The following is a 25,011-nucleotide window of genomic DNA, read 5'->3' as shown; positions in this document are numbered from 1 at the left end:
TATAAGAGGTGCAGGCTCATCCAAAATCGATCCTTCACGATTCCAACGCTCTTTGACCCATCTCACATCGAACGAGGGAGCTGACGAGGAAAAGATCACCGTCCGGCATGTCGATTCACCTTTGTTGCCCGCACGATCTTTGGGATAGGCCAGAACGTTGAAAACACCCTCACGATCAGGACGGATGGTACTCATGAATTTAAATTCGGCCGGATTTTGACAATGCGACGCGGCTTGACAGGATCCCGCGATGTCAAAAGTCTGTGGAACGGCGGAGCGTTCTTCCATACAAACATGAAGCTCAGCATTTTCGTTCGAAGATTTCCATTCCAGCCCCTTATCCAAATCCACCACAGTCACCCCCATGGTCGAATCCGTAAGACCAACCAGTGTCGGAGGATGATGCAATACGGTCAATGGGCACATGGCAGGAAAAGTCACCAGACGCGGGGCTTGTTCCAGACCTTCGGCAAGATCCTGCTGCAGAACTTCCAGTTGGTATTGACCTTCGCGCAGTTGAGCTATGGTCCAGGACTCTGGCAAAGCAAGGTCCTCGCCAAATTCCTTGGTGAATAAAACGGTCACCTGCTGGTCATGGACGTTACGGGCCTGGACCTGCAGTCGCAAATTTTGCAAAGAGCCATCGGTCGTAAGACTCCAATCTCTGGTCAGCGTGGTGTTCGCAAAACGGTTTTCACCTTGGCACAGGGTTTCGTAGGAGAAGCGCGGGTTTTTTATAAGCTGACGTTTTGGGAAGGCCTCGGCACGATTGCCTGTCTTCCAGTAGACAGCGGCTTTGCTTTTGCTATCAACAACGGCCAGCTGCCCGGCCTGCACTGGAATTTCTATGCAGGCGCCGGGGGTGATGCGAGGGAGTACGCGACCGCCAGCTTCATCCAAAAATTCAGCGACAAGTGTGGAGGTTTGATCAGCGGTCAGGGGTTGACCTCTATCATCCAGAATCTGCAGGAAATTTTTCTGCGCTTCGGCTTGACTGATTTTGCAGTCAACCGCGACCTTGTTGTGGGCATTATGCCAAGGGGCCGAGCATGACAAGGCCGCAAGGGCAAAACACAGGATCACTAACTTCGTAGGCAAGGGACACCTCATACCACAGGCTTCCAGCACACATTTGACATGTCTACTAGCACAAATGTTGAAGTCGTCCCATAAAAAAAGCCCCCGGTCAGGCCGGGGGCTCGAGAAAAAAGACTGAGACGAAACAATGTTATTTATCGAGATTCAGGTGTTTACCCAGAAACGCTTGCGACTCTGACGACCACAGATCGATATACATGGAGCGGGTGCGACCGAAACCGCCCCAGCCGCCGCCGGATGTTACGCCGGCAACTTTGCCATTAATAAACAGAGGACCGCCGCTGTCGCCTGATGCCGACGAGACATCCGTGCCGTCTGCCGTGGTGGTGGAATCCTTGCCCGTAAATTGAATGAAGCCGCCGCTCACGCTGCTCACAGCATTCACGCCTTCGCGTTTCACACCCGCGCTGTCGCCGTTGCTCATATCCTTCATCTGATTCAGACCATAGCCGACGATGGTAAACTTATCCTTGGCTTTGGCACCGACCGAAGCAATCGCACTCACAGCTTGCGAAGTGCCAGCTGGAAACGTGATCAGACTCAGATCGTACTTGTTCACGTTACGACCATTTTTATCCCACAGCGGGTTCCGAATGATCGAAGTGGATTCGGCAATCAGCTCCGCTTGCTTGGCAACCGGATCCTTGATCCTGATCATAGCCAGTTTCAATTCGACATTACCGTCAGCATCCACTTTACCGGCCATGGTACAGTGCGCGGCGCTGAGAACCACAGTGGGTGTGATAAATGTACCCGTGCAGATACCGCCTTGGACGCTATCATAAAGCAGAACAACCGAAGGGTACTCCGTCTCGCCCACTTCGCGTCCGTTGGTGACTTTCACTTCGCTACGATCGGCAGGCGACACGCCGCAGGCGGTGGCCAAACCTAGGGCTCCAAGGGTTACGGCACCTTTCACAATCCCACTGACTTTTTTCATGTCCAATTCCTTCCCATCAAAGCTTGTCGCCCCGTGACTTACAAAGGCAGCAAGTACAAAGAATATTAACGCAGGCTAAAATCTGCGCTCAGTTTGGGAAGAAACTGGCCAGCTGTCCATTTATCAAAACTTAACCAAAAACGTTAATATTACAGAGGCTTGTTTTACCTGCCCCCGGCCGACTATACGACAATTTCCCTGCAATCATTTGCCTCCTGGAATCACCTTACAGTTTTCATACTCCCAGGTTTTGACAAGCAAATCTTTGGTCAGATCGAGTCGAACTTCACAGCTCTTGACGGTGACTTTGCGTGAGACAGGATCCTCGTCCTCGCTTCGAATATTCTTGTAATGGACCACGCGGCCTTCGCCTTTGGGAATATTGGTGTCCGGCTCGCCCCATTTGGTTTTGATATATTCGAGAGACATCTCCTCAAGTCCAGTCATTTCCAGACGTTCCCCATCGGGTCCAGTCCCGCCGCCCAGAGTACTGCACGCGGTGCATCCGAGCAGTCCGAATCCGAGCATCAATCGTCGCATCATGGATGGGCTCCTATCGATTTTTGAGACATTATAGCTCACATTGCTCCAGGTGGCGACGAAGTTTACTTTTCCAGGAGACGGCTCATAACCTGTTGAATTAGGCCGAAATGTTTGGGAATTATCCCGGGACGTTTCAAGCATGAATTCACGTGAGCCACCGAACAGTCAACCGCCCTACCTTATGAGGGTCAAGGCTGTGCTCTTCGCTTTTATGGGATTTGCCCTGCTCACGTCCCAAGACCTTGCCGCCAGTCCGGGGCCTGAACTTTTCCAACTCTGGGAACAGATCTATAACGAACCCGAGCTGACGTTGAACGAAATCCATCGCCAACTGGCTAAGCTGCCTGCCGACGCCGCGGATGAAAACACCGCCATTCTCTATGCCATTGGCGCCGAGGCTGCAAGCTTCGCTGAAAAAAGTGAAGACCACCTGCGTCTGGCTCAGGCCGCCGAGGCCCTGGCCGCGCGTCATCGCTATTTTTGGCCTTGGGTCCATGCGGTGGGTGCACTCGGGGTCTATTACGAGTACGAGGGTCAGGATAACATCGCATTGCAGCTCTATGAAAAGTCCATACGTCTGGCCGAAGAATCGCAAGATTTGGAACTTTTAGCCTATGCCTGCAACAACCTCGGTTATTTCCACGCACGCAATCACACGGAAAAAGAAGCCATTGAAGTGGTGAGTCGGGCCGTCCGGGCCATGGAAAAGCTGCCCAAAGGTGTTCTTTATCACGACATTCTCAATAACCTGGCCCTGACGTATACCCGTAACGAATTTGTAGGACGGATGGACGAAGGCCGCACGATGATGGAACGCTCCTTCAACTATTTCAAATCTCGGCAGATGCGTTACATGACCGGGAATAACTACATCAATCTCGGTCTTTTTTATGTGCAAACGCGCGAATTTCAAACCGCCATCGATACCTTCGTCGAAGCGATCGCCTACACGCGAGCCCAAGGCAAGCAGGACCTCCTTCCCTATTACCTGATGCACCTGGGCGACGTTTATAACAGGTCCGGGCGCCACAAGGAAGCCTTGCAGGCGGTCGAGGAAGGCTGTCCGATGTTCCGTCGATTCAAAAATACGGCGATGGTCGCTGACTGTCTTGTGACGCGAAGTCATGCGATGGTCGGCCTGCAACGGCCGGCCGATGCCCTGGCGGCTTTGAAGGAGAAGGCGGAACTCCTGACCGACGCCAGCAACAATAAAAATTCGGAACTGGAACTGGAAATCGAGACCAATGCCTGGCAACAACTCGGCAACATGCCCATGGAACTGGCGACCTACAGGCGCTGGAGGACGGCGACCAAAAAATTCTACAACCAAAAAAATGCTCAGTTCGTGCATCAGGTCGCGGGCCTCCTCGAACTCGAACGCAAGGATGCCGACAATAAACTGCTCGAAGAGAAAAACCGCACCAATGCCCTGCGCCTTGAGCAGGCTGATCGGATGAGTCGCATTCTGCTCGGACTTCTGGGCCTTTCCCTTCTCTTGATCGGTTTCATGTTTTTTGCGGTGCGGCAGTCCCGGGTGATTCGTTCCCAGCGTGATCGTATCCAGGAGGTCCTCGATAATATCGAGGAGGGCATCCTGCGCTTTGGCAAGGATTTTAAAATCAATCAGGATTACAGTGCCCATGTCTCGCAGATCCTCGGCATCACCCATGATCTCACGGGACATGATCTGTTCGAAATCCTGTTTGCCCAGGCAGAACTGGGAGCGGATGTGCAGGCCACGATTCGAGCGGCGTTGTCGCATATTTTGGATGAAGATGAGTTGGCCTGGAGTCTGAACAGCAATCAGCTGCCGACTGAGTTACAGAGGCAGGGGCGTATCCTCAACCTGCTCTGGCAGCCTCATCACAACGGCCAAGGCAAGATCGACAAGATGCTCCTCGTGATGCGGGATGTGACGATCAGCAAAGCGCTCGAAGCGGAAGTCCATGCCTCCCGTCAGCAGTCTCAGATCATGACGTCTTTTGTGCAGGAACTGTTGCAGGCGAATCGACGTTCCCTGGATCACTTCATGCTCGACCTTCCCAAGCGACTGACGCCCTTGACAATCACCCTGCATGATCCACAGGAGCGAACGCTCGCCTTACGGCAACTGCACACCCTCAAGGGTAATGCACGCAGTCTGGGCCTTATGGAATTGGCCGAGGCTGTCCATCAGGTGGAATCATCCCAGTTGCAGGATGCGCCTTTGACGGCGGCCCTGGTGCATCTGCGCGCTGTGGGTCAACAGTATGATCAACTCTTCCAATCGATGTTTCGTGGTCTCAGCCAAACATCATCCTCACTCCTGGCCCTGGTCGATGATATACAACCGGGCATCAAGCAGCTGCTGGAAAAAAACCACCAACCTTGGGGGTCGATCACTGTTGAGGATGAAGTGGGTGTTTGGCCTGCAGACTGGCAGGAATCACTGCGCGTGCTGCTTCTGCACGGATTAAGCAATGCCGTGGATCATGGTTATGTCTTGCCCCACAATCCCGATGCCGTTCGACTCGTCGTGGAAGCTCGGCGTTCACCGCAAGGCATCCGTATCTATATCCGGGATCGCGGCTGCGGCATTCAATGGCTCAAACTACAAGGTCTCGCGACGGAGCGCGGATTTTCCCCAGCGCCCCAGCGACCTTTGACTGATCTTCTCTTTGCGGATGGGATTTCAACTTCGGAATCGGTGAGTCTCAGCAGTGGCCGCGGCATGGGTCTGGCTGCAGTCAAGGATGCCTGCCGTGACCTCGGCGCAGAGGTGACCCTGCTCGACAATGATGAGGGACAGGGCACCATGCTGGTGGTCGATATTCCGAGCGCAAAAGCGGACGTATCCGTACTAAGCTTCAAAGCTGGAGCGTAGGGGTCTGCTTTATCGTAATTGCCTGGCTCCGGGTTCCCGGAGATAGCAACTCCTGTCTCCACCAAAAAGCCACTCAGCTTCCCACGATCTATGCGGCGAGCAAAAAAATTCAAATCCTATTTTGTTTTTCAACCCAACGCCCTGTCGCGATACTGATTCCATGCGCGTAGTTGGTCTGCAACTCTTCCGGAGCCCATGTATGGCGTTAAGGGAAAACAAAGGTGCTTGCATCCGCTTGAAGGATGAAAAGCAACGTATGCTTGTCCAGGAATCAGAACTGCGATCTATGGGATCGAACGAGGCTCAGATAAAAAACGCCATGGAGCCCATGCAATCTTTTCACTTGCAGTTGAGTGAAGAAATTGAAGACTACGAGCGTCTAAAACGTGGTGATCTGGGCGAAGTATACAATCTTCATGGACTCGGACGAATGCTTATTGCCCTTAGACGCCAGCTCCTGCCCGGTGGCCTCTTAAGTCTGCGCACGGCCTTGATCTTCCTGAAGACAGGTTAGGGAAGATTGGCTATAATCTGCTTATCGGACAAGAAAAAGGCCAATGAGCATGAAACTATGGTTGATAACTCTAGTCGCTTTTATGTTTTTCCATCTGAGTCTTTCCAAAGCCGAGGCACAGACAAAAGATTTCCTGCCCGAAGAACTGGAGAATTATCCAGCATTGGAACTCCGACTCATGGACGATCCCGATGCGCTCTTTAAGCAAATCAAGCGTCATTTCAGAGAGCTTGGTCCTGATACGACCCCGGTCCGATGGATAAGGGCTATTTGGGTCGCGACCAAAAAGGATGCGATAGCGGAGCTTGTGGGTCCGGCAGATTTCAATAAAGCCAGGGATGAAGCCTTTCGCCTCGGGATGCATATCGAATGGGTTGATTTCAAGACCTATGAGATCGAGGCAAAGACCTATGAAGAAGATGCCTTCGCACTCGAAAAAATCGAGTTTGAAAACATGATTCGGGAACTGCGGACAATCAAGAATACATACGCCCTGGCTTCTGGATTGGCGAATTTCACAGAATTCCTTTTGCGAAATGACAAGCTGGAACAGGCCTTGCCCATCATCGACGAGGCCAACAACCTCATCAAGGAAGTCAATCAAGTGCCTTTGCCCGTCTACGACATGGTGAAATATGCGTTCGCCTTGAGTTTGCGCTACCAAGGACAAATTCCAGCCTCTGTCGCCATACAGATGGAAGTCGATAAGCGATACGTGAGCTTGAAGCTTCGCAGTGCAAGGGCTCATAGTCTCTATGATCTTTGTCTCACCATGGCCGACCAGAAAATTGATTTGTTACAAAAGGATCTGCCTGCCTTGGAAGGGTACTCGGCCGAAGCCATCCGTTTGGGAATGGAAATCAACGATGAATTTCTTGTCGCCAAGCATCTTTACGCATTCAGCTCCTTGAAAAGCAAAACTGAAAAGCATGAAGAGTCCGTAGTCCTGGCAAAAAAAGCGCTGGACCTTTTTGAGAAGGAGGGAGCCACCCTTTGGGTGGCAAGGGGTCTTCGCCTCTATGCTAAAACGCTGATCAGAACGGAGCGCTATCAGCAGAGTTTGGAAGTTCTCGATCGAGTGGAAAAGCTGGAGTCGCCTTCCAACAGGTATGCACACTCTGAGATTGAAGATTATCGTTATCAGGCCTTGAAACGTCTGGGACGACCGGACAAGGCATTGACGGCTTTGGAGAAATACTTTGCTCTCTATAGGGCGACATCGAAAGAACGGGAGGACCAGGTCTTCAATCAAGCAGCGGTCAAGTTGGGTTTGCAGTATGAAGCAGAGCGCAACACAAACCTGGTGAGGGAAAATAATCTGCAATCCGAACAAATCCTGCTACTCGAAAAATTCAAACTGGTCTCCCTCCTGGCAGCGGGTCTTTCTCTTGTCATCCTTGCCGTGCTGTTCATAGTCTGGCGACAAGCCTCCGTTATTCGCTTAAGTCGTCAGCATATGAAAGACGTTCTTGACTCCATTGACGAAGGAATTGTGACCCTGGATCGCCATCTGACCGTACAGGATAGCTATTCTCCCTACCTGGACCAGATCTTTGGCACAGCACCCTCGACCCTTGGCGGCGTAACTCTCCTTGATCTTTTGTTTGCTCCGGGGACTGCAGCCGAAGCCCAGGGCATTTTGGCAAAAGAGTCCCTTCTGACCTGCATGGGCGAGCAAAAGTTGACTTGGGAGCTCAACTCAGGTCACCTGCCGCATGAGATCTTATTTCATGATCAGACACTCCAGCTGCACTGGCAGCCTCTTTTCACAACGCAGAATACTATTTCTCGGCTCTTGCTTTCCATCCGTGACATCACTGCCCAGCGTGACTTGGAAAAAAAGATGGAACAGGAGACTCAGCGCATTAGCAAGACGCAAAAAAAGCTGGAAGAGATCCTGGGCGGAAAAAACGCAGCGATTCGCACCCTGTTTAAAGAACTCAAGAACGAATGGCCGGCTCTCCAGGGACACATACTTCTGCGGGACGAACATGCGGAGGTCATGCGCCGTCTGCACACTTGGAAAGGCTCAGCCAGGACCCTTGGACTCAAACTTCTGGCATCCGACATCCATGAAATGGAATCCTGTTTGCTATCCGCACCTGATTCCCAGAAATCCATCGCGGATCAATGGGATTCCCTTACTGCTGTTTTTCACGACTATCTACACCTGCTCGACACCATTCTGGTAAGCGGCAAAACCGAGGAAACCGTAGATTCCGATCTTTATGCGATGGCAGCCCTTTATGCCCGAGAGATAAAGCAGCGTCTGGCTCAAGCGGGCTGTCCACGACAGGGTTTCATCGTGCTTGATGACGTGCAAGATTGGAAGGCCGAGGTCCTCCCCCGTATTCATGAAATGCTCCTTCATGCGGTCGCCAACGCAGTCGATCACGGATTTATTCGACCGTCTCAAGACAAGCAGCGCGTTGCGGCGGCACTGATCCAAATTCGGGCATTTGCCTCCAATCATGAAGTCGAACTGTCGGTTCTGGATAATGGGGTTGGAATCAATTGGAATCGACTACGTGCCATGGCGGAAACTCTGAATTTTCAACCCAAATCCGGAGAGTCTCTCACGGACTTGCTTTTTATGGATGGTGTCAGCACCGCCGAATCCATCAGTCATACCAGCGGCCGCGGTGTGGGATTGAGCGCCATCCGCAGTCTTTGCCTGGAATTGGGTGGCCAGATTAGGCTGGAAGATGGAGAAGGGGGTGGCGCAGCTCTGCGCATGAATTTCCCACGAGCGTCTTTAGTGAAAAGTGCCCCCGAAGACCATCAGAATTATCCACCGGCAGCTTAAGACCTTGCCGAGCGCAGGACTTAGCGTTGAAAAGTCAATGAGGTAACGCTCGTGCTCTTTAGGAATGGCAAGCGAGGTGCTCCAGGAGTCCTGAGTTCACTAACTCGGGACGTTCCTGGTGCAAGAAATGTCCAGCTCTCTCTATTCGAGTGACTTTGAGACCCGCGGCGAAATCATTTGAATGCATGAGCTTGTCATGAAGGCGTGTATCCATACAGCGGTCATGCGCTCCCGTGAATGCCAGCGTCGGCACCTGGATTTTTCCATTCAAATGTTTGACAGTTGCCAACGTATCCTGCCATGTGCGAAAGCTGAACAATGCGCGGTAGTAGCCTAGAGCCGCCTTCTTCACCCCGGTCTGCTGAAAGGTGAATTTGAGCGCCCGCATTTCGTCCGGAGGCAGCCTGAAATCAGGCGACCATCGTCGCCAAAGCCATTCCATGAATGCCCAGTCGCGGTACTCCAGAGCCAACTCTGCCACACCCGGGAGCTGGAAAAAGAATATATACCAGGAATTAAGAATTTGATTCGGCTGGACTCGCCATGCATCACGCACAAAACGTCCGGGCGAGGGTATGGCGATAGTAGTCAGAGAAAGTAGCTTTTCAGGAGCCATGCTGGCTACGAGGTAGCTGACAATAGCTCCCCAATCATGACCTACGAGATGCACACGTGGGTGACCTGTTTGCTCGATGAAAGCCAGCACGTCATGAGCGAGGCCGATGAGACTATAGTCAGGTTTTTCGGGCTGGGAGGATGGTTCATAGCCCCGCATCATCGGAGCGATCGCATGATACCCGGCTTGAGCCAGAGCAGGCAATTGAAAGCGAAATGTCCGCGCATGATCTGGAAAACCGTGCAACAAAAGAACCGGGACACCCGCACCCTGCTCGATCGTAGAAAACGTCAGCGGGCCATGACGCAATCTCTGCTGTTTCAAATCTTCACCTCAGGACTATCTTGCACCTGAACGCGCCTTCTCGGTATATTCATCCGCGATCGCCTTGGCAGATACTGGCATCGCGATCCGATGGGGAGAATACCAGGGCATATGGGTATTCAGAAGCTTGGGTATAAAATAGAGCAGGGCCAGCCATAGCAAATATCCAACTCTTTGGAAAGAGCACCATCGACCCCCATACTTTTTGCGGAAGTCATTCCTTTCAGTACGTAGCATCAGCTGAGTTACTCTCAGCACAAACTGACACAAATGCCATTGAGCAAAAAGACCGACCCAGAGACGGTAGACATAGGAGCCAGAGATATGCTGATAAACATCAAAAGCCACTGTGCGATGTTCCATCTCCTCGACGAGATGCCAGCGAAAGAGATCTCGAGCCGCCGGCTGGACATGATCAAGCAAACCGGTTTGAAAAACCCATCGGGTCATCGCCAGAGTAAAAGCCTCAAATCCTTCGGCGTAGGCGAGATTAAATTTTAAAGCTGCAGTTTCGGAGTAGCGATTATAATCTGCTGCCAGATTGTCTTCAAGCACCTGCAAACCTTTATACTTTTGCAAATCAAGGCAGCGATTGAATTGAATATGCATTTTATAATGCTGGCTTTCCTGCCCAATAAACGCTTCCGTATCCTTGACCAGACCCTCACCATCAAGCAACGGTTTTGCGCTGACCATTGAGCGGATCAGATACGGCTCAAGATGTGGTAGAAGGAGCGAGAGTCCCACATAAAGAAAGGATTCCTCGGGACGCCCTAAGGCTATTACAGGATCGCATGCCTCGGGGAAACGAAGGGTCAGTCGGCGAATTGTAATGGGATTTCGATGCACAATACCTGCCTTGAAGTTGTCACAGTCCTAGAGATAACTCCGTACGCCAGAGCCTAGGATCAAGGCTTTGCCTAAATCTGCGCAAAGCGATCCATCTGCTGCGAGCACTCGCGTCAGGCAACAGATTCCTGCCGAAGCCACTTCGCATTCGGCAAGGGCAGACGGATGATAAAAGCAAAGGGAATAAAATCAGCCTCGGTGCTGGATCCAGACGCCAGCTCCAGATCGATCTCGCCACCGGCTTCCTGCAAAAATTGGCGGACAGCCGACATGCCGATACCGCGTCCCGAGATATCCGAGAGCTGGTCGGCCGTGGAAAAACCGCTGGCGAAGATGAGCTGCGCCACACTCTGAACATTCCGACTTTCCTCGGTGTTGAGCAGCCCTTTTTCCAGGCCCATGCGCCGTAACCTTGCAACCGCGAGCCCTCTACCATCATCAAAGAAGCGCAGAACCAGCTGCCCGCCCTGGATGCTGCCATGCAGTTTCAGAGTGCCACTGTCGGCTTTCTTTAGCTGGCGTCGTTCAGGAACTTTTTCCAGGCCGTGATCCAGTGAGTTACGAATCAAATGAGTGAAGGCCATGCGCAGGACTTCCTCGAGATGGCTCTCTAAATACAGTGTCGGAACTTTGATTTCAACTTCGGGCGTTGCCTTGCCTAGATCCGCGGCGAGCAACTCCAGACCCTGAAAGAATTGCTCGGAGAGCCGCGACAGCGGTGTTGCCAGGGTCGACATCAGCATTTCATGCACCCGATGCAGCGGCGCTTGAGCACTGGAGTCCAGCTTTTTCAAGGCCAAATCCACATCACTGACGAGGTTCTTCACATCCTGAAGAGCCAGTATTATCTGGGTTGTCGCACCCAGTGTTCGACCTAGTTTCTGCTCAGCGACGTCCTGATACTCCTGGATCTGTTTCTGCAGATTCTGCATCTCGTGCTGCTTTGTTTCCAAACTCCAGACCGTAGTCGGATTTTTGATCTGGTTTGCATAGCCCTGTTCAATCTGGTGCAGGGTTTCAGTCAGATGCTTGAGGCGCAGGGTCCGTGCCGCACCCTTGACAGTATGCAGATTGATAAAGATGTGCTGACAGGTCTGCAGTTCACCTTCAAAATCAATCAGCAGATGATTGTTTTCCAGCTGAAACTTCTGGGCGGATTTTATAAAGCGAATAAAGGCATCCGCAGGGCTAGCCAGAATTTCACTGATCAGATCGAGTTCATAGGCACGTTCCTCGGCCACCTTTTGATGGCGGATCAGATCGGTGACGTCACTGATCACGACCAGCATCTTCTCGACCAGGGACTCTTTGTCGACAATCGCCTGCCAGGACAGATCCCAGAAGGACTGGCTGCCATCGCTATTCTGCCGGATTAAACTGCGTGGCAGAATATGGGCATTCACCTCAAAGTTCAGGCTGTCTTCTTCAAGCATGCTGTGTAAAGAGGCTTCTATCTGATTGCGTTCATCAGCACTGATATTGGAATCGGCGAGCAGGATATCAAGGGCACGACGCCCGGCAAGGTCCGAGGCATGCAAGAGAGATTCAAGATAGAGCGAATAAGTCTTATGCAAAAGACCCTTGTGGCCTTCAATCACCATGACACCTAAAGGCAGGTTGGCCAGGATCGATTTGATCTCGCGCGTCTGCTCCTCCACCTGGTCTTCGAGGGTCCGGTTGAGATGCTTCAAATCGGTCGCAAGGCGAATACTCTGTAAGGTGATTGCGGCCTGGGTGGCGATGGGTTGCGCTGTCTCTGAGGTGCGCGCGTCGAACAGATCGGTGATCGTCCGGTTGGCCAGATAGCAGTAAGCGTAAATACGATTGCCGTAGGCGAGGGGCAGGACCAGGACGGAGCCCGAGTGAGTGGGATTTTCGCGATTCCAATGAGGTGAGCGGATCACGGGCTGCGCTTTGCCGCTTTGCACACACTCGTCGAGAAAACCCTTGTCTATGCCGAGACGCGCGTAACCCTGGCTTTGCAGCTCGGAAAGTTCGCAGTTCATCGCCTTGTAGGGCATCCAGATTTCGCCATCGGGCATGAAAATAATGGCAAGATCGGCTCCTGTGCAGTTGCCCAAGGATTCCATGAGCGCTTCCAGAAGATCATCCTGTTGCCCAAGTGAGCTGAGGCGCAGAAAGATCTCGAGCAGCGCCTGGGTTTCCATTTTCTGACGAATCTGAAAGGCTCCGGCGGATTGGGTCTGCGTGATATCCAGCCCATTCTGGATCGAAGTCTGCTCCTGATGCTTCAGGTGCAGATCGACAAGGAGGCGTTCGCATTGGTCCTCGAAAAAGCGCCAGGAACGTTCCTTGAAATATTTTTGCGCCAGCCTGAGATAGATTTCGGCTTCTTCCTGGGAGCCCTGGCTGAGAAAGGTGCCGACCAGCAGCCGTCCCTCGGCTACGATGGATCGCCAGCCGAACTTATTCGCCGCCCGAATCCCCTGGTGCACAAAGCGCAACCCAAGGCGATGCAGACCCAAGGCATGCAGGAATTCACCGCTGACGTACAGTGTCTGGGGCAGAAAGATGCGGACCTTTGCCGCCTGGTTGAACCAACAGACGAACAGCACACTCAGAGCTCGCAGGAAGCGCCGCTGCTGAACCAGGTTCTTGGCATAGAGAATCGGAATATAGAGACAGTAGGCGATGCGATGGTGCTTGAGCAAACAGAACCGGAAGGCATCTGCGAGAAACGCATCGGCCGTGTTGTAATCACCTTTGAGGAAATGGATCTCGCCCTGGGCGGCCCTGGCGAAGATGGCATCGAGGGAGTTGATGCCCTGGGTCTTCATGCTGCTTTCAGCCTCGCGGATCAGCTGCATGGTGTTTTCCAGCTGTTCATCCTGCTGCTCGTGCAAATAGCTTCGCAGTGTGCAACCCAGCATGGTGGGAGCGTATTGCAGACGCTTCCAAAGCTCCTTCAGTTCGGAAACTGTGAGGTTGGCATCGGTATTTTCGGAACCATAGTATCCGAGATGCAAAAGACCCTGCAGACTCAGCGATCGCCAGTAGGACTCGCCGACAGCGGCCAGATCGCGGCATGCTTCGGTGAATTTAAAATTGGCTTCCTTTATATTTCCGGCATTGAAATCATGAACGTAGCTCCACTGAAACAGTACGATCGATCGGCGGATGGGATCGGCATGCTGATCGAAGTAATCACAGGCGAGCGAAAAGAATTTGCCGCCGGCTTTGGCAAAGCCGAAGGGATTAAGGGCCGCCCCCCAATAGCCCATGGTTTGGGCGCGAAATTGATTGGCCTTATAGGGTAGCAATTCCCGGGTGATGGGAATCAGATTGGCGATGGCCAGGATGGGTATATTGAAATAAAGTGGAACTTCCACTGCCAGCAGCAGCCGGAAACGGATTTCCTGCTCCTTGGTCTTGATCTCTTTGGTCTGCTTGCCAAACATCCAAAACCACAAGGCCGAGACCATCAGCAGCGGGGCACGCGTAATGAGGTAGACGTAGGCCTTCCATTCCTGGACGATAATGCGCTCGCCGATCGCCTCCAGCCCTTTGATGGCGGCTGTCATGCAATCGGTATAGTTGAAGAGTGTCAGGTAGCATTCGGTTTTTTTACTAAATATTTCAGCCTTAAGCATAGGTTCTGTCACATGTTCGAGCACCTGATCGTAGAGGGTCAGGGCGTCGTGGACTCGGTCTGAAACGGCCAAGGTATCTGCCCAAAGCTCATGGATGCTGAGCCACTCCTTGAGCTGCCCCGGATCCTCTTGATAATCATCCTGATAGAGCTGCGAGGCAAAGGCCAGATAGTCCCGCGCCTTTGTATAGGCAAAGATGCCCTTGGCGCTTTGCGCAGATCTCAGGAGGATGCGCCGCGCAAGCTGAGGAAAGTCCTCGGGGGTTCCCTGCATCACGTGCCAGCTGGCCTCGAAAAGATCTTTATCGCGACCGCGTTTGTCCGACTGCAAAAGCTCACGGCCCAGACTTTGTGCATAGCAGCTATGCAGCTGCTTTTTGAGTTCGGGGGTTAAGAGCGCCAGCGATGCCTCGCGGATCTTGTCGTGAAAGAAGACGAAGCGCTCTTCATGAGGCAACACCAGGTGCTTCTGCACCAGTTCGTCGTGCACGCCGCGTATGCCCTGCAAAGCATCCGTTTCAGAGGCTGCGGCGATTTCCGGTTCGAGAACTCCCAAGAGAGTTATCAATGTCTTCAGATTGATGGCGTTGCTGACAATACTCGCAGCCTGCATCAGATGGCGAGGCAGGGATTCCAGTTTTTCGATACGCTCCGAAACCAGGCCCGCTACACCCGCATGAAACGACATGTTGGCGGTTTTCTCTTCGTCCAGATGCCAGGTGTGATCACTCTCTCTCATCGCGAAAAGTCCAGATACGATTGCCGCCTTAAGATACTCGTAGATAAAGAAGGGATTGCCTTCGGTCAATTTATAGGTCAGATGCTGCAGGCGGGCGACTTCCGGGCCCGCTTCATCCAAGAGACAGGTGATCAGTTGATCCGATTCCTCGCGGAGCAGGGGATTGAGCAGCAGCAACTGCCGGGGCAGGATAGAGGTTTTCAGGATGGCATCCAGCGGATGCCCGCTTTTCACTTCGTTGGTCCGGTAGGTTCCCACCAATAGGGTCGAGCCGATCTTTTTATCCTGGCCTAGCATGCACAGCTCGCGCAAGACGGCCAGACTCTGAGCATCGGCCCACTGCAAATCGTCCATCAGCAGAACCTGGACCTTGCCTTCAACCGAAAGCAGGGTAAGAAAGCGGGCCAGGGTTTCGTTGAAAAGGTGACTCTCCTGCTCCCGCTCGAGACCCTTTGGAACCGGAAAATGTGGCAGCCATTCGGCATAGAAATCAAAGCGCTTGCTGAGCAGAAATCCGCCACTGCCGAGTTCTATCAGCAGCCGCTTCTGCCACTGCACGATGCTTGAGTTCGCATGCGTCTTCAAGGAGTGAGCGTGATCGAGCAGCAGGATGCCGAGCGCACTGAGCGGAAGATTGCGTTCAAATTCCGAGAATTTTACCGACGTGATGCTGGCGTCAAGATCCTGGGCCCTTTGCAGCAATTCGAAGGCGAGGCGGGATTTTCCTGTGCCCGAAGGCGCCCCGATAAGGATGGTCGATCCATCGCCAGCTGCCGCGCGATCAAAGCTTTCGCGCAGCATCGTCAGCTCGGCCTGCCGACCAATGATGGGGATTTTATAATTGAGTTCGCGCAGCTTATCCCGGGTGCCCAGGGCAAAACTCGCCAATGGCTCGCCTTTGCGAAGGGCGATGTGGCAACGCTCAAGGTCTGCATAGAGACCCATCGCCGAGCAGTAGCGCTGTCCCGGTTGCTTGCGGATCAATTTTTGAATGATATCGGAAAGCGGTTCGGGAATTTCCGGGCAGATCTTGTGCAGGGGCGTCGGTACCTGGCGAAGCAGCAGATTGATGAATTCCTGCGCGTCCTTGGTCTTGAAAAGCGGCACACCGGCACAGGCTTCATAAAGAAGAGCGCCGAGCGAGTAGAGTTCACTCTCGACATTGCCGGCGAATTTGACAAAGCCCGTGCGCTCTGGGGAAAGATAGGCGAGAGTGCCAGCCGTATGCTGCAGTTCCATATTATCATCATAGAAGCCGCCGTGACCGAAATCCACCAGCACCAGCTCCTGCTGTTCCGGATCGCGGAAGCATATGTTACTGGGTTTTAGATCACCGTGGTAAACACCACGGCTGTGGACCGAGTCAAGAGCCTGCGCCAGCTGCATGCCGAGATTGGTAATCTCCAGGGCGCTCATGAGCGGGCGACCGGCTGCAGTCTCTGCGCGTCGGTCGGCCAGCAGGAGCTGCAGATTGCCGCCGGGCAGATACTCCTCGACAATATACTGCATCTGATCGTCCAGCTTCACCGCCAGGACCTTGACGATGGCCGGATGCTGAATGGCACTGATCAGGAGACTCTCGCGATGGATCATCTTGATGGCGATCACATCCTTCTCACGCATCACCCTGGAGTCAAAGCATTTGATGGCAACCGTCTGGTAGCCATCCTTGCGATGCCAGATGCCGCGATAGACCTGACCAAAACTGCCCGTACCGAGCACGTCGAGAATCTCGATCTCGCCGTTCATCAGCGTTTGGCCGGGTTTAAGATGGTTTTTCTGCTGTTCCATGGATTCCTGTGTGCTGACATCCTCAAATGACGTCACGCCCTATGGATTTGTTACATGATATCACGCCCATGACTCGGGACGCATAACTGGGCAAAATTGCTCTGCCCTGAACCTGAGTCATAGGCAAACCCTGATCGACCTTGCCTTCTGGGCTAATATCAGGAAAAAACAGTTGGGTTTTGTAGGCAATCTCGCCGAAATCAAGGGCAACCCGTGTCAGATTTCAAAGTCGAGTTCAGTGGGTTGCGCATGATAATTTCGCAGCGGCCTTCTTTGATAACGATGGAGAGGCTTTGATTTTGGATGAAGCTTCGTGACTGGCTTCGGAAAGAACGCAATTTCGCATCAAGACGGGCATGCCGCACCACGGTGTGGCTGTGCCTTTTGCAGACTCGTTTCGGGTACCCATCCTGAGCTGCTCCAAGGCTCAGCAAGGGCTACGCCGATGGGTGTCGATGTGTATGCGGCGGATGGCTCTGCTACAGATCAAACGCTGCCTGGCCCCTTAGTGCTTAAGCAGTTCCGCGATCCGACCTTTGATTTCTGACGGCTCGGTCCGTGCAGAGAAACGTTCCACCACGCGACCTTTATCATCGACCAGAAATTTGGCAAAGTTCCATTCGATATCGGCTTTGCCTTCCTTCCCAACCTTTTCCTTTTTCAAATACTGATACAGAGGATGGGCGTTATCCCCGTTCACTTCAACCTTGCTGAACATAGGGAAACTCACATCAAAACGGGTGCTGCAGAAATCCTTGATCTCGGATTCCGTCCCGGGTTCTTGTGCGCCAAACTGATTACAAGGAAATCCGAGAATCTCCAAACCTTTGTCATGATACTCATTATAAAGTTCCTGCAGACCTTTATACTGAGGTGTCAGGCCGCAGGCACTGGCAACATTGACGATGAGCATGACTTTGCCCTGATAGGGTTTGAGAGTGCTCTTGGCCCCATCGATGGTTTTCACTTCAAAATCATAAATCGCTGCCATAATCTTTGCCTCCGTGCTCGTTTTCGTTCCGCTGACAAAGTAATTGGTTTTGCGAACTCAAGGCCAGAACTATTTGGAGCTCTTATGTTGATTCACCTCACTCTGACCCTGGCTCTGGCGGGACTTTTGGGTGCATGCACCCACGCTCCAGATACTCAGCCACTCCCTGTGTCCCTTGACGCCTCGTCGACCATGATACCCGCCAAGGATAGCCCGCAACTGCTGCATGCAATCGCCTTTGGTTCGTGCAGCAAATCGAATTTGCCTCAACCTCTTTTTCGTAAAGTGGCTGAAGAAAAACCAGACCTGTGGATATGGACCGGCGATGTGATCTATGGCGACAGTCGTGATGCCAGTGTCCTCGCGCGCCGTTATGAGGAGCAGCTCCAGCACGCGGATTATCGCCGCTTTCTCGTCAGCCAGGTGCCGGTGATTGGAACCTATGATGATCATGATTACGGGGAAAAGAATAGCGGCCGCTACTATCCGACTCGCGCCGCTTCCATGCAGCTGTTTCTGGATTTTGTGAACGAACCCAAGGATTCACCGCGTCGTCAGCAGTCCGGACTTTATACGAGTTATCGCCTGGGGCCTGATGGACGACGCGTGAAAATACTGGTGACCGACAACCGCTACAATGCGGATGAACCCGGGAAACAAGGCGATATTCTGGGGCCAGAGCAGTGGGAGTGGCTCGAACAGGAAATGCTTCAGGTGGATGCGGAGCTGGTCCTGATCGTCTCGGGCACTCAGATTTTGCCCTTTGAACACAAGTATGAAAAGTGGGCGGATTGGCCTCAGGCACGCCAACGTTTGATCGATCTGGTGGATCGATCGCCTTATCCCAACATCATCCTGATCAGCGGGGATCGGCATCTGGCCGAACTTTCCAAAATGGATTTGCCTTCGGGAAAAACAGTCTGGGAAGTGACCTCGAGCGGCATGACTCATAGTTATCGCGAAGCCAATGATTCATCGAGTCCCAATAGTCTCCGGGTCGGCCCTATGCTGCCGCGTTTGAATTATGGCGTTCTGAAAATCGATTGGGAGAGTCCCGCGCCTGCGGTTTCGATCGAGGTGCATGACATTAATAAGGAAGCGATTATCAAACAGACGGTGCCGCTGCGGAAGCGAAAATAAAAAAAGCGGGCTACACGCCCGCCTGATCAACCTGGTGGGACTGCACGCCCACCTGAGTCACCTTAGTGAGGCTGCGCGTGGGGCGCCTGACCTTTTTCGGCGTTACCAGCACCATGAGCTTCGTGCCCTTCGCCATGGCCGTGTTGCATGGCCTCTGTCCCGCAGAAGATATATTCATGACGCAAGCAGTCTGGACGAGTTTTGACATTCAAAATAACGACCAGAATCAGGGAAACAATAATCACCCCAAGCATCGCCGGAATGACTTTGGCGTCCCACCTTGCGACATAAGCATCTGCATCAAACTTCTTCGACATGTTTACCTCTCGAAAGACAAAGACCTAGGTATCCCTTCTTAAACCAAAAGTGCGGGATCGCCAAGATCAATCCGTGGAAGATGAAGGCCTCACCTTTCGGTAGCTTCATCAGGTTCGTTCCTACATTCAGGTAGCTTTAACTAGGCCTTTTCCCCAGGCCTACATGACTATCCTGGAATTTTTGCAGCATTTACAGTGGTTTTCAAGTCCCAATCGCAGCTGGCACGTAAGCTGCTTTGGTGGGGAGTCGCCAGGTCTCAATGTCTGACACGAATCAGCAAAAACTTTTTGCAGAGGAACCCTTTATGAGCATGATCAAGGCCGAATACATCTGGATCGACGGCACCAAGCCGACTCCCCTTTTGCGTTCCAAAACCAAAATTGTGGAAGCCGGCGAAGAAATGCCTATTTGGGGTTTCGACGGCTCAAGTACCAACCAGGCTCCAGGCAAGTCCTCCGATTGCGTATTGAAGCCCGTCTTTACCTGTCCTGATCCCATTCGCGGCGGCGCCCACAAATTGGTGGTCTGTGAAGTTTTGACCAGCGATATGGAACCGCACCCTAGTAACACCCGCGCCAAGTGTGTGGCTACCGAGAATCGTTATAGTGATCAGGGCATGTGGTACGGCTTGGAGCAGGAATACACACTCTTTAAGGATGGTCGTCCTTACGGCTGGCCGGAAAAAGGCTTTCCCGCGCCACAGGGCCCTTACTACTGCAGCGTCGGTGGTGATTATGTTTATGGTCGGCAGTTGGTCGAAGAGCATCTGACAGCGTGTCTGGCCGCCGGCCTCAAAATCTCCGGCATCAATGCGGAAGTCATGCCCTCCCAGTGGGAATTCCAGGTTGGTCCCTTGAGTGCCTCGTCCGTCTCAGACCAGATGGTGGTGGCCCGTTGGCTCCTCGCCCGTATCGCCGAGAATTACGGCGTGCATGTGAGTTATGAACCCAAGCCCGTCGCCGGTGATTGGAACGGAGCCGGTTGTCACACCAATTTCTCGACGATCGCCATGCGCGAATCCTATGAAAAATGTATCCAGGCGGCCCAGGCCCTGGGAGAACGCCACGAGCTTCACATTTCCAACTACGGCGCCGGCATTGAAGATCGTCTGACCGGCAAGCATGAAACCTGCTCCTTCCGTGAATACAAATATGGTGTCTCGGATCGAGGCGCTTCGGTTCGCATTCCCTGGCAGGTAGCCAAGGATGGTCGCGGTTATATTGAAGATCGTCGTCCCGCCGCCAACTGTGATCCATACGTCGTGACACAGTTGATCACGGAAACCGTCTGCAGTCGCATGTAAGCCCTTCGCTCCGCTTTTAAAAAGCGGGGCTTATCTGCCCCTTATTCCTTTTAAGTCAATGACCTACTGGCAAGCCTCGGTTTTCATCAGCCGCCGTCCGATATATCTCTATTGATAGACCGATCCTGGGGGGCTCGATGCAAACGCGACATATCATGCCGATTGGTATGATTTTATTTGGCCTGGGCTCTTTGGGAGTCCAGGGTTGTCGTAACAAGTCGAATCATAGGGATGCTCGTCAACTCCAGGAAGGTTTTGGCTCTGCGGATGGTCAAAATGCCAGCAATCAGGCCGACGCCAAGGTAGGCTCCATGCCGGCCCGCACATCCTGCCAAGGACTTTCGCCCTACAGAATTGTGGGCGGTCAAATAGCCGCAGAAAAATCCCAGGTCACCGCGGCCACCATCAAGCTCATTGTCCGTAATCAAAAATACTGTTCCGCAACTTTGATCGGGCCTCAGCATATTGTCACGGCGGCTCACTGCGTCGCCGACGTTAAAGACCCCAAGGACATCAAAATCGGCAGTGGTTTGGACGGGAAAAACCAGGAAAAACTGACGATCGATGGCATGAAAATTCATCCGCTCTATGTTGGAATCCTGGCGGACGATCAGGGGTATTTGGAGCAGCCTATCTATGATGTGGCCGTCCTGACTTTTCAAGGCTCGCTTCCACCCGACCTTATTCCTGTGGCGATTGCCCAGACTCAGGAAATACAAGTCGGAATGCCCGTTATTGTTTCGGGCTATGGCTCGTATGGCACCGACGACAAAACCCGCCGGCCCTTAAGTCTGGTGGAAACCCGCCTGAGTCGAGTCGAAAGCGACCTTATGGAATTACAGATTACCAACGGTGAGGGACGTGGCGCCTGCTACGGAGACTCCGGCGGCCCTACATTTATCGTGGATCCGGCAAGTTCATGCCTGCTTCTCATTGGTTCCACCACAGGTCCTGGCCGAAATACAGACTATTCCTGCGAATCCGGTGGCGGGACCCTGATGGATCTAACGCGCTATCAATCCTGGTTAGGATGTGCCTTCAAAAATCTGAATCAACCGCTTGATGGATTGATCACCAACACGGGTACAGCTGTGGCCTGTGATTCAAAATGAATCACGCGCGTGTGAGGCGAATCCGGCAGTGGTCAACACAAACATCTGCATAAGCGAGCATGATCCTTGGAATTTCCAGGTTTTTCCACGGTGGAAACCGAAAATCATGCTTTCTGCAATGTTTCACTTTGAATAAAAACTTTTTCAAGTCCTCGTCATAAGGCTTGCGCCACCTGCCCCACCCACTTATTTTACGTCCATTCCGAACGTGGCTCGTCTTTGCTTCGATTTGATGCAAAGGGTACCGAATCCGGCGGAATTTTTGAGTGTCTGTTTTGACAATCCCATCTTTCGGGGGCTGGTAAGCAAGCTTATCAGCCTTATTTTTTTGCCCGCGCCCGGCATATTCTGCCCGCTTAATTCCTTGTCCATCAACCGATAGAGCCATAACCCATAAAAGGGTGACACGCGGTGGAGCCGAATGCATGGCGAGTCGATGGCGAGGTTGGATTCAAATTCTATGGCTTTGTTGTTTATCACAGACGACAGAAGCGGCTGCCCTATTTACCGTCGACCGTTTTCGTTTGCAGGAATCCCTGGATGCGCACAGTGAAATGCTGATCAGCGCCAGTGCAGAAGCAGCCGACGTGCTCACCTTGCCTGCAGACCAGTGGCAGCCTGTATCGGACGCCTATCGATTTGCCAACAATCCTTCCCTGATCTGGATGAAAACCACCGTACAGAATCGTTTGCAGGTCCCGGTGCAGGTGACGGTCCGCCTGCAGACGAGTTTCTTTTCCAATGCCCGTTTCTTTGTCCTGGATAACAATATCCTGACTGAGCAAACCCATGCGTCCAGTCAAACCGAAAGGTTGCTTTCACTCGCCGACTTGCGTCCTTCTCATACTCTGACTCTGGATCCTGGGACTTCCCGGGTCGTTCTGGTCAGCATCGAAAGTGAGGCGCCGCATGATTGTCATTGGGAGTTACGGGATACAGAAAGCCATCGACGCGAATCGTTTCAGTATGCACTCCGCTGGATATTTCTGTTAGCGGCGCTCCTGCTCGTGGCCTTGTTCGCGGCGGCGCAAGGCCTGACGCAAAGACGAAGCATTCCCTTGTCCCTGGCGCTTTTTGTGTTTCTGTCTCTGCTTTTTTTGGTCCGCATGAGTCACTGGCCGCTCCTGGCCATGTTCTGGGAGCCTTTGGGCGAAGCCCTGCCGCCTTTGAATCATATCCTGTGCCTCTGCCAGGCAAGCCTTCTTATTTTGCTGAAACGTCTGAGCTACGGAATCGAACCCAAGCGAACGGTGCAAAAATTATACGGGTTCGGGCTTGGTTTTCTGGTGCTAGATTTAAGCCTGATCGCAGTGCTGCATCAGCATCAATCTCTGCTGTTCATGTTACCGTCGGAAGTCCTTATGGTCGGATTGCTGTTCGGATGGGATCGCCTGGCCTCGCGCCAGAAGCATCCGCGTGCCGCCATGATCCGCCTGCTCCTCGGCCAGCAGTGTCTGCTTTTTGTGATTCATATTCTTATCCTGGGGGATGCATTTCCTCTGTGGCGTCTGCCGGAAGCCACGCTTTGGATTCACGTGCTGAGCAGCTGCGCCCTGCTTTTTATGGGCCTGACCTCCTCACGGACACAGTCCCAACCGACGCCAGCATCCGCCCCCACGCCCGAGGCCAGTGTGGGGTTGAAACCAGAGCCCGGCACGAATCTTCTGCATGAACAATGGCTTCATGCTGAAAAAATGGCCGCTCTGGGGACATTCACCAATGGGCTTGCCAATGAGTTGAACAATCCTCTGGCCATCATCGCAGGCCACCGCTTCAGACTTTCCTCGATGATCGATAGTCGATCGTTCAACATTCATGAATTCGAGAAATCCCTCGGGAAAGTCGATCAGGCCGTCAATCGCATGATCGCTGTCATCGATGCACTTAAGGTTTATTCGCAGGAACCGCAGGGCCAGGAAATCTTCAAGACCTTCAGTCTGCGCGAAACCATCAAATACACGATTGATCTCTGCCGGGACAAGGTGGTGAGCCGCGGCATTAAACTCGCCACACCGGAATTGGGTGATGCCACGATGGAAGGCCATCAAGGTCAGATGATTCAGGTGCTGCTCATTCTGTTGGATAATGCCATCGATGCTCTGGAGCAGGTCCCGGATAAAACCATTCGCATCGAACTGCAGCCGCTGCCGGACTCGGTACGTATAGCCGTGATGGACAGTGGTCCTGGCGTCCCGCTGGGTCTGCGCAATAAAATCTGGGACCCTTTCTTCACCACCAAGGATCCTTTCCGCCATAAAGGCCTCGGCCTGAGTATTGCCAGTGGCATTGTCAGCAATCATCGCGGCCGCCTGGGGCTGGATGAAACCACCCCGGAAACGCGCTTCGTTGTGGAATTGCCACGGACAAGGCGGCCCTTGGGCCTGGTGCAAACTGACGGTAAAATCTGAACCCGTCTGACTCCCAGGAAAATTTGCGGAATGGGCGCGATCTTGATTTTCCTGTTTGCGAGGCAGCAAGCTGGCCACGTAAGATGCGGGCTGTTTCGTCTAAGGAGCCCCCATGGATTTCATATATATAGCCAATCAAAAACCCTGCCTGCTCTTGCACGGTGGTGCCGGACCGATGGATCCTTCGTCTGAAGGCATCAAGAATGCCACGGAAGCTCTGCGCAAGGCCGCCCAGGACAGTTTAAAATCCGGCGCTCGGGATATGGCGCTGGTGGTCCGCAGCCTCGAACATCTCGAAGATGACCCTCAATTCAACGCTGGTTATGGTGCGGCCCTCCAAGCGGATGGCAAGCCGCGGCTCACGGCAGCCGTCATGGACGGTAAAAAGCAAAGTTTTTCGGGTGTCATTTCCATTAGCGACGTTCGTCATCCGTCCCGCCTGGCCTGGGCCCTGCAGGATCATTCCACAAGGGTCATGACCGGGCCCGGTCATGAGCTCCTGGCGAGGCGTTTGAATCAGCCCGTGGAAAACCTCATCACGGAAAAACGCTTTTCAGCCTGGCAGAAAAAACTGCACGATGAATTTTTCAGCAGTGACACGGTGGGGTCGTTGGTCTGTGACAATGGACGTCTTTATGCAGGAACCAGCACAGGCGGACGGGGCTTCGAGGATCCGGGCCGGGTCAGTGACTCGGCAACGGTGGCCGGCACTTATGCCAGTCGCTTTGCAGCGATTTCGGCCACCGGTGTCGGCGAAGAAATCGTCGATGATGCCCTGGCCGCGCGCCTTGAAACGCGTGTGCGCGATGGAATGGGCCTCGAGGCTGCGGCTCGCAAATGTTACGACGAAGCTGTGGCCAGCAAACGTTCCTACGGTTGGATCGCCTGTGATAGGCAAGGCAATATTTCCATTGCGTATGCAAGTGATGCCATGACCTACCTTGCCATCACCCTGGACGGTGAAGTCCTGACCTCCTCCTGAAACATTCTTACCCGAAAGTAAAAAGCACGATCTATCTTTCGATCAAGACCCTGGGGCCTCCGCC

16 protein-coding genes are annotated in these 25,011 nt (G+C 53.0%); 8 read left to right on the top strand and 8 right to left on the bottom strand.

Annotated features, from left to right (window positions below; translation table 11 throughout):
• The 3 genes from VE954_RS37260 to VE954_RS37250 form a co-directional block, all read right to left on the bottom strand.
• Positions 1-1,098: hypothetical protein (locus VE954_RS37260; protein WP_324962727.1), on the bottom strand; the 1,098-nt coding region annotated here is incomplete at its 3' end.
• Positions 1,099-1,228: 130 nt separating this feature from the next.
• Positions 1,229-2,038 carry a trypsin-like serine protease gene (locus VE954_RS37255; RefSeq protein WP_324962726.1) on the bottom strand — a complete coding sequence of 270 codons (810 nt, stop codon included), beginning with the start codon at positions 2,036-2,038 and terminating at the stop codon, positions 1,229-1,231.
• A gap of 204 nt (positions 2,039-2,242) precedes the next feature.
• The gene (locus VE954_RS37250) at positions 2,243-2,581 is read right to left on the bottom strand and encodes a hypothetical protein (RefSeq protein WP_324962724.1); all 339 of its coding nucleotides are present in this window, start codon (positions 2,579-2,581) and stop codon (positions 2,243-2,245) included.
• A 139-nt stretch (positions 2,582-2,720) separates the two neighbouring features.
• On the opposite strand from VE954_RS37250, the gene VE954_RS37245 reads away from it, so the two are divergent.
• The 3 genes from VE954_RS37245 (at position 2,721) to VE954_RS37235 (ending at position 8,764) form a co-directional block, all read left to right on the top strand.
• Positions 2,721-5,444, top strand: coding sequence for an ATP-binding protein (locus VE954_RS37245; protein ID WP_324962722.1), 2,724 nt, complete (start codon positions 2,721-2,723; stop codon positions 5,442-5,444).
• 328 nt (positions 5,445-5,772) lie between these two features.
• Positions 5,773-5,958: a hypothetical protein gene (locus VE954_RS37240; RefSeq protein ID WP_324962720.1), complete on the top strand. Its 186-nt coding sequence runs from the start codon at positions 5,773-5,775 to the stop codon at positions 5,956-5,958.
• 43 nt (positions 5,959-6,001) lie between these two features.
• A complete protein-coding gene (locus VE954_RS37235; RefSeq protein WP_324962718.1) occupies positions 6,002-8,764 on the top strand; it encodes an ATP-binding protein in 2,763 nt (920 codons plus the stop codon).
• Between the two features lie 58 nt (positions 8,765-8,822).
• Here the strand turns inward: VE954_RS37235 and VE954_RS37230 are convergent, their stop codons facing one another.
• The 4 genes from VE954_RS37230 to VE954_RS37215 form a co-directional block, all read right to left on the bottom strand.
• A complete protein-coding gene (locus tag VE954_RS37230) occupies positions 8,823-9,704 on the bottom strand; it encodes an alpha/beta hydrolase (protein ID WP_324962716.1) in 882 nt (293 codons plus the stop codon).
• Between the two features lie 15 nt (positions 9,705-9,719).
• On the bottom strand, positions 9,720-10,553 hold the full coding sequence (locus VE954_RS37225) for a metal-dependent hydrolase (protein WP_324962714.1): 834 nt from the start codon (positions 10,551-10,553) through the stop codon (positions 9,720-9,722).
• Positions 10,554-10,666: 113 nt separating this feature from the next.
• Positions 10,667-16,693 carry a protein kinase domain-containing protein gene (locus tag VE954_RS37220; RefSeq protein ID WP_324962712.1) on the bottom strand — a complete coding sequence of 2,009 codons (6,027 nt, stop codon included), beginning with the start codon at positions 16,691-16,693 and terminating at the stop codon, positions 10,667-10,669.
• 505 nt (positions 16,694-17,198) lie between these two features.
• Positions 17,199-17,684 (bottom strand): glutathione peroxidase, encoded by a 486-nt coding sequence (locus tag VE954_RS37215; protein ID WP_324962710.1) that lies wholly within the window; start codon positions 17,682-17,684, stop codon positions 17,199-17,201.
• Between the two features lie 84 nt (positions 17,685-17,768).
• On the opposite strand from VE954_RS37215, the gene VE954_RS37210 reads away from it, so the two are divergent.
• Entirely contained in the window at positions 17,769-18,824 is a 1,056-nt protein-coding gene (locus VE954_RS37210; protein ID WP_324962708.1) for an alkaline phosphatase D family protein, read from the top strand.
• A gap of 62 nt (positions 18,825-18,886) precedes the next feature.
• On the opposite strand, the gene VE954_RS37205 is transcribed toward VE954_RS37210, so the two are convergent.
• A complete protein-coding gene (locus tag VE954_RS37205; RefSeq protein ID WP_324962706.1) occupies positions 18,887-19,141 on the bottom strand; it encodes a hypothetical protein in 255 nt (84 codons plus the stop codon).
• Between the two features lie 305 nt (positions 19,142-19,446).
• Between VE954_RS37205 and glnII the strand changes: the two genes are divergently transcribed.
• The 4 genes from glnII (at position 19,447) to VE954_RS37185 (ending at position 24,947) form a co-directional block, all read left to right on the top strand.
• A complete protein-coding gene (gene glnII / locus VE954_RS37200; RefSeq protein WP_324962705.1) occupies positions 19,447-20,445 on the top strand; it encodes a glutamine synthetase GlnII in 999 nt (332 codons plus the stop codon).
• 137 nt (positions 20,446-20,582) lie between these two features.
• Entirely contained in the window at positions 20,583-21,557 is a 975-nt protein-coding gene (locus VE954_RS37195) for a trypsin-like serine protease (protein WP_324962703.1), read from the top strand.
• Between the two features lie 425 nt (positions 21,558-21,982).
• Complete coding sequence (locus tag VE954_RS37190) at positions 21,983-23,965, top strand: ATP-binding protein (protein WP_324962701.1); 1,983 nt, start codon at positions 21,983-21,985, stop codon at positions 23,963-23,965.
• A 112-nt stretch (positions 23,966-24,077) separates the two neighbouring features.
• Complete coding sequence (locus VE954_RS37185) at positions 24,078-24,947, top strand: isoaspartyl peptidase/L-asparaginase (protein ID WP_324962699.1); 870 nt, start codon at positions 24,078-24,080, stop codon at positions 24,945-24,947.
• The last annotated feature ends 64 nt before the right edge of the window (positions 24,948-25,011 follow it).

Source organism: Oligoflexus sp., from assembly GCF_035638955.1.
Taxonomy (GTDB): Bacteria; Bdellovibrionota_B; Oligoflexia; order Oligoflexales; family Oligoflexaceae; genus Oligoflexus.
This window is presented reverse-complemented; position numbering and strand designations above follow the sequence as displayed.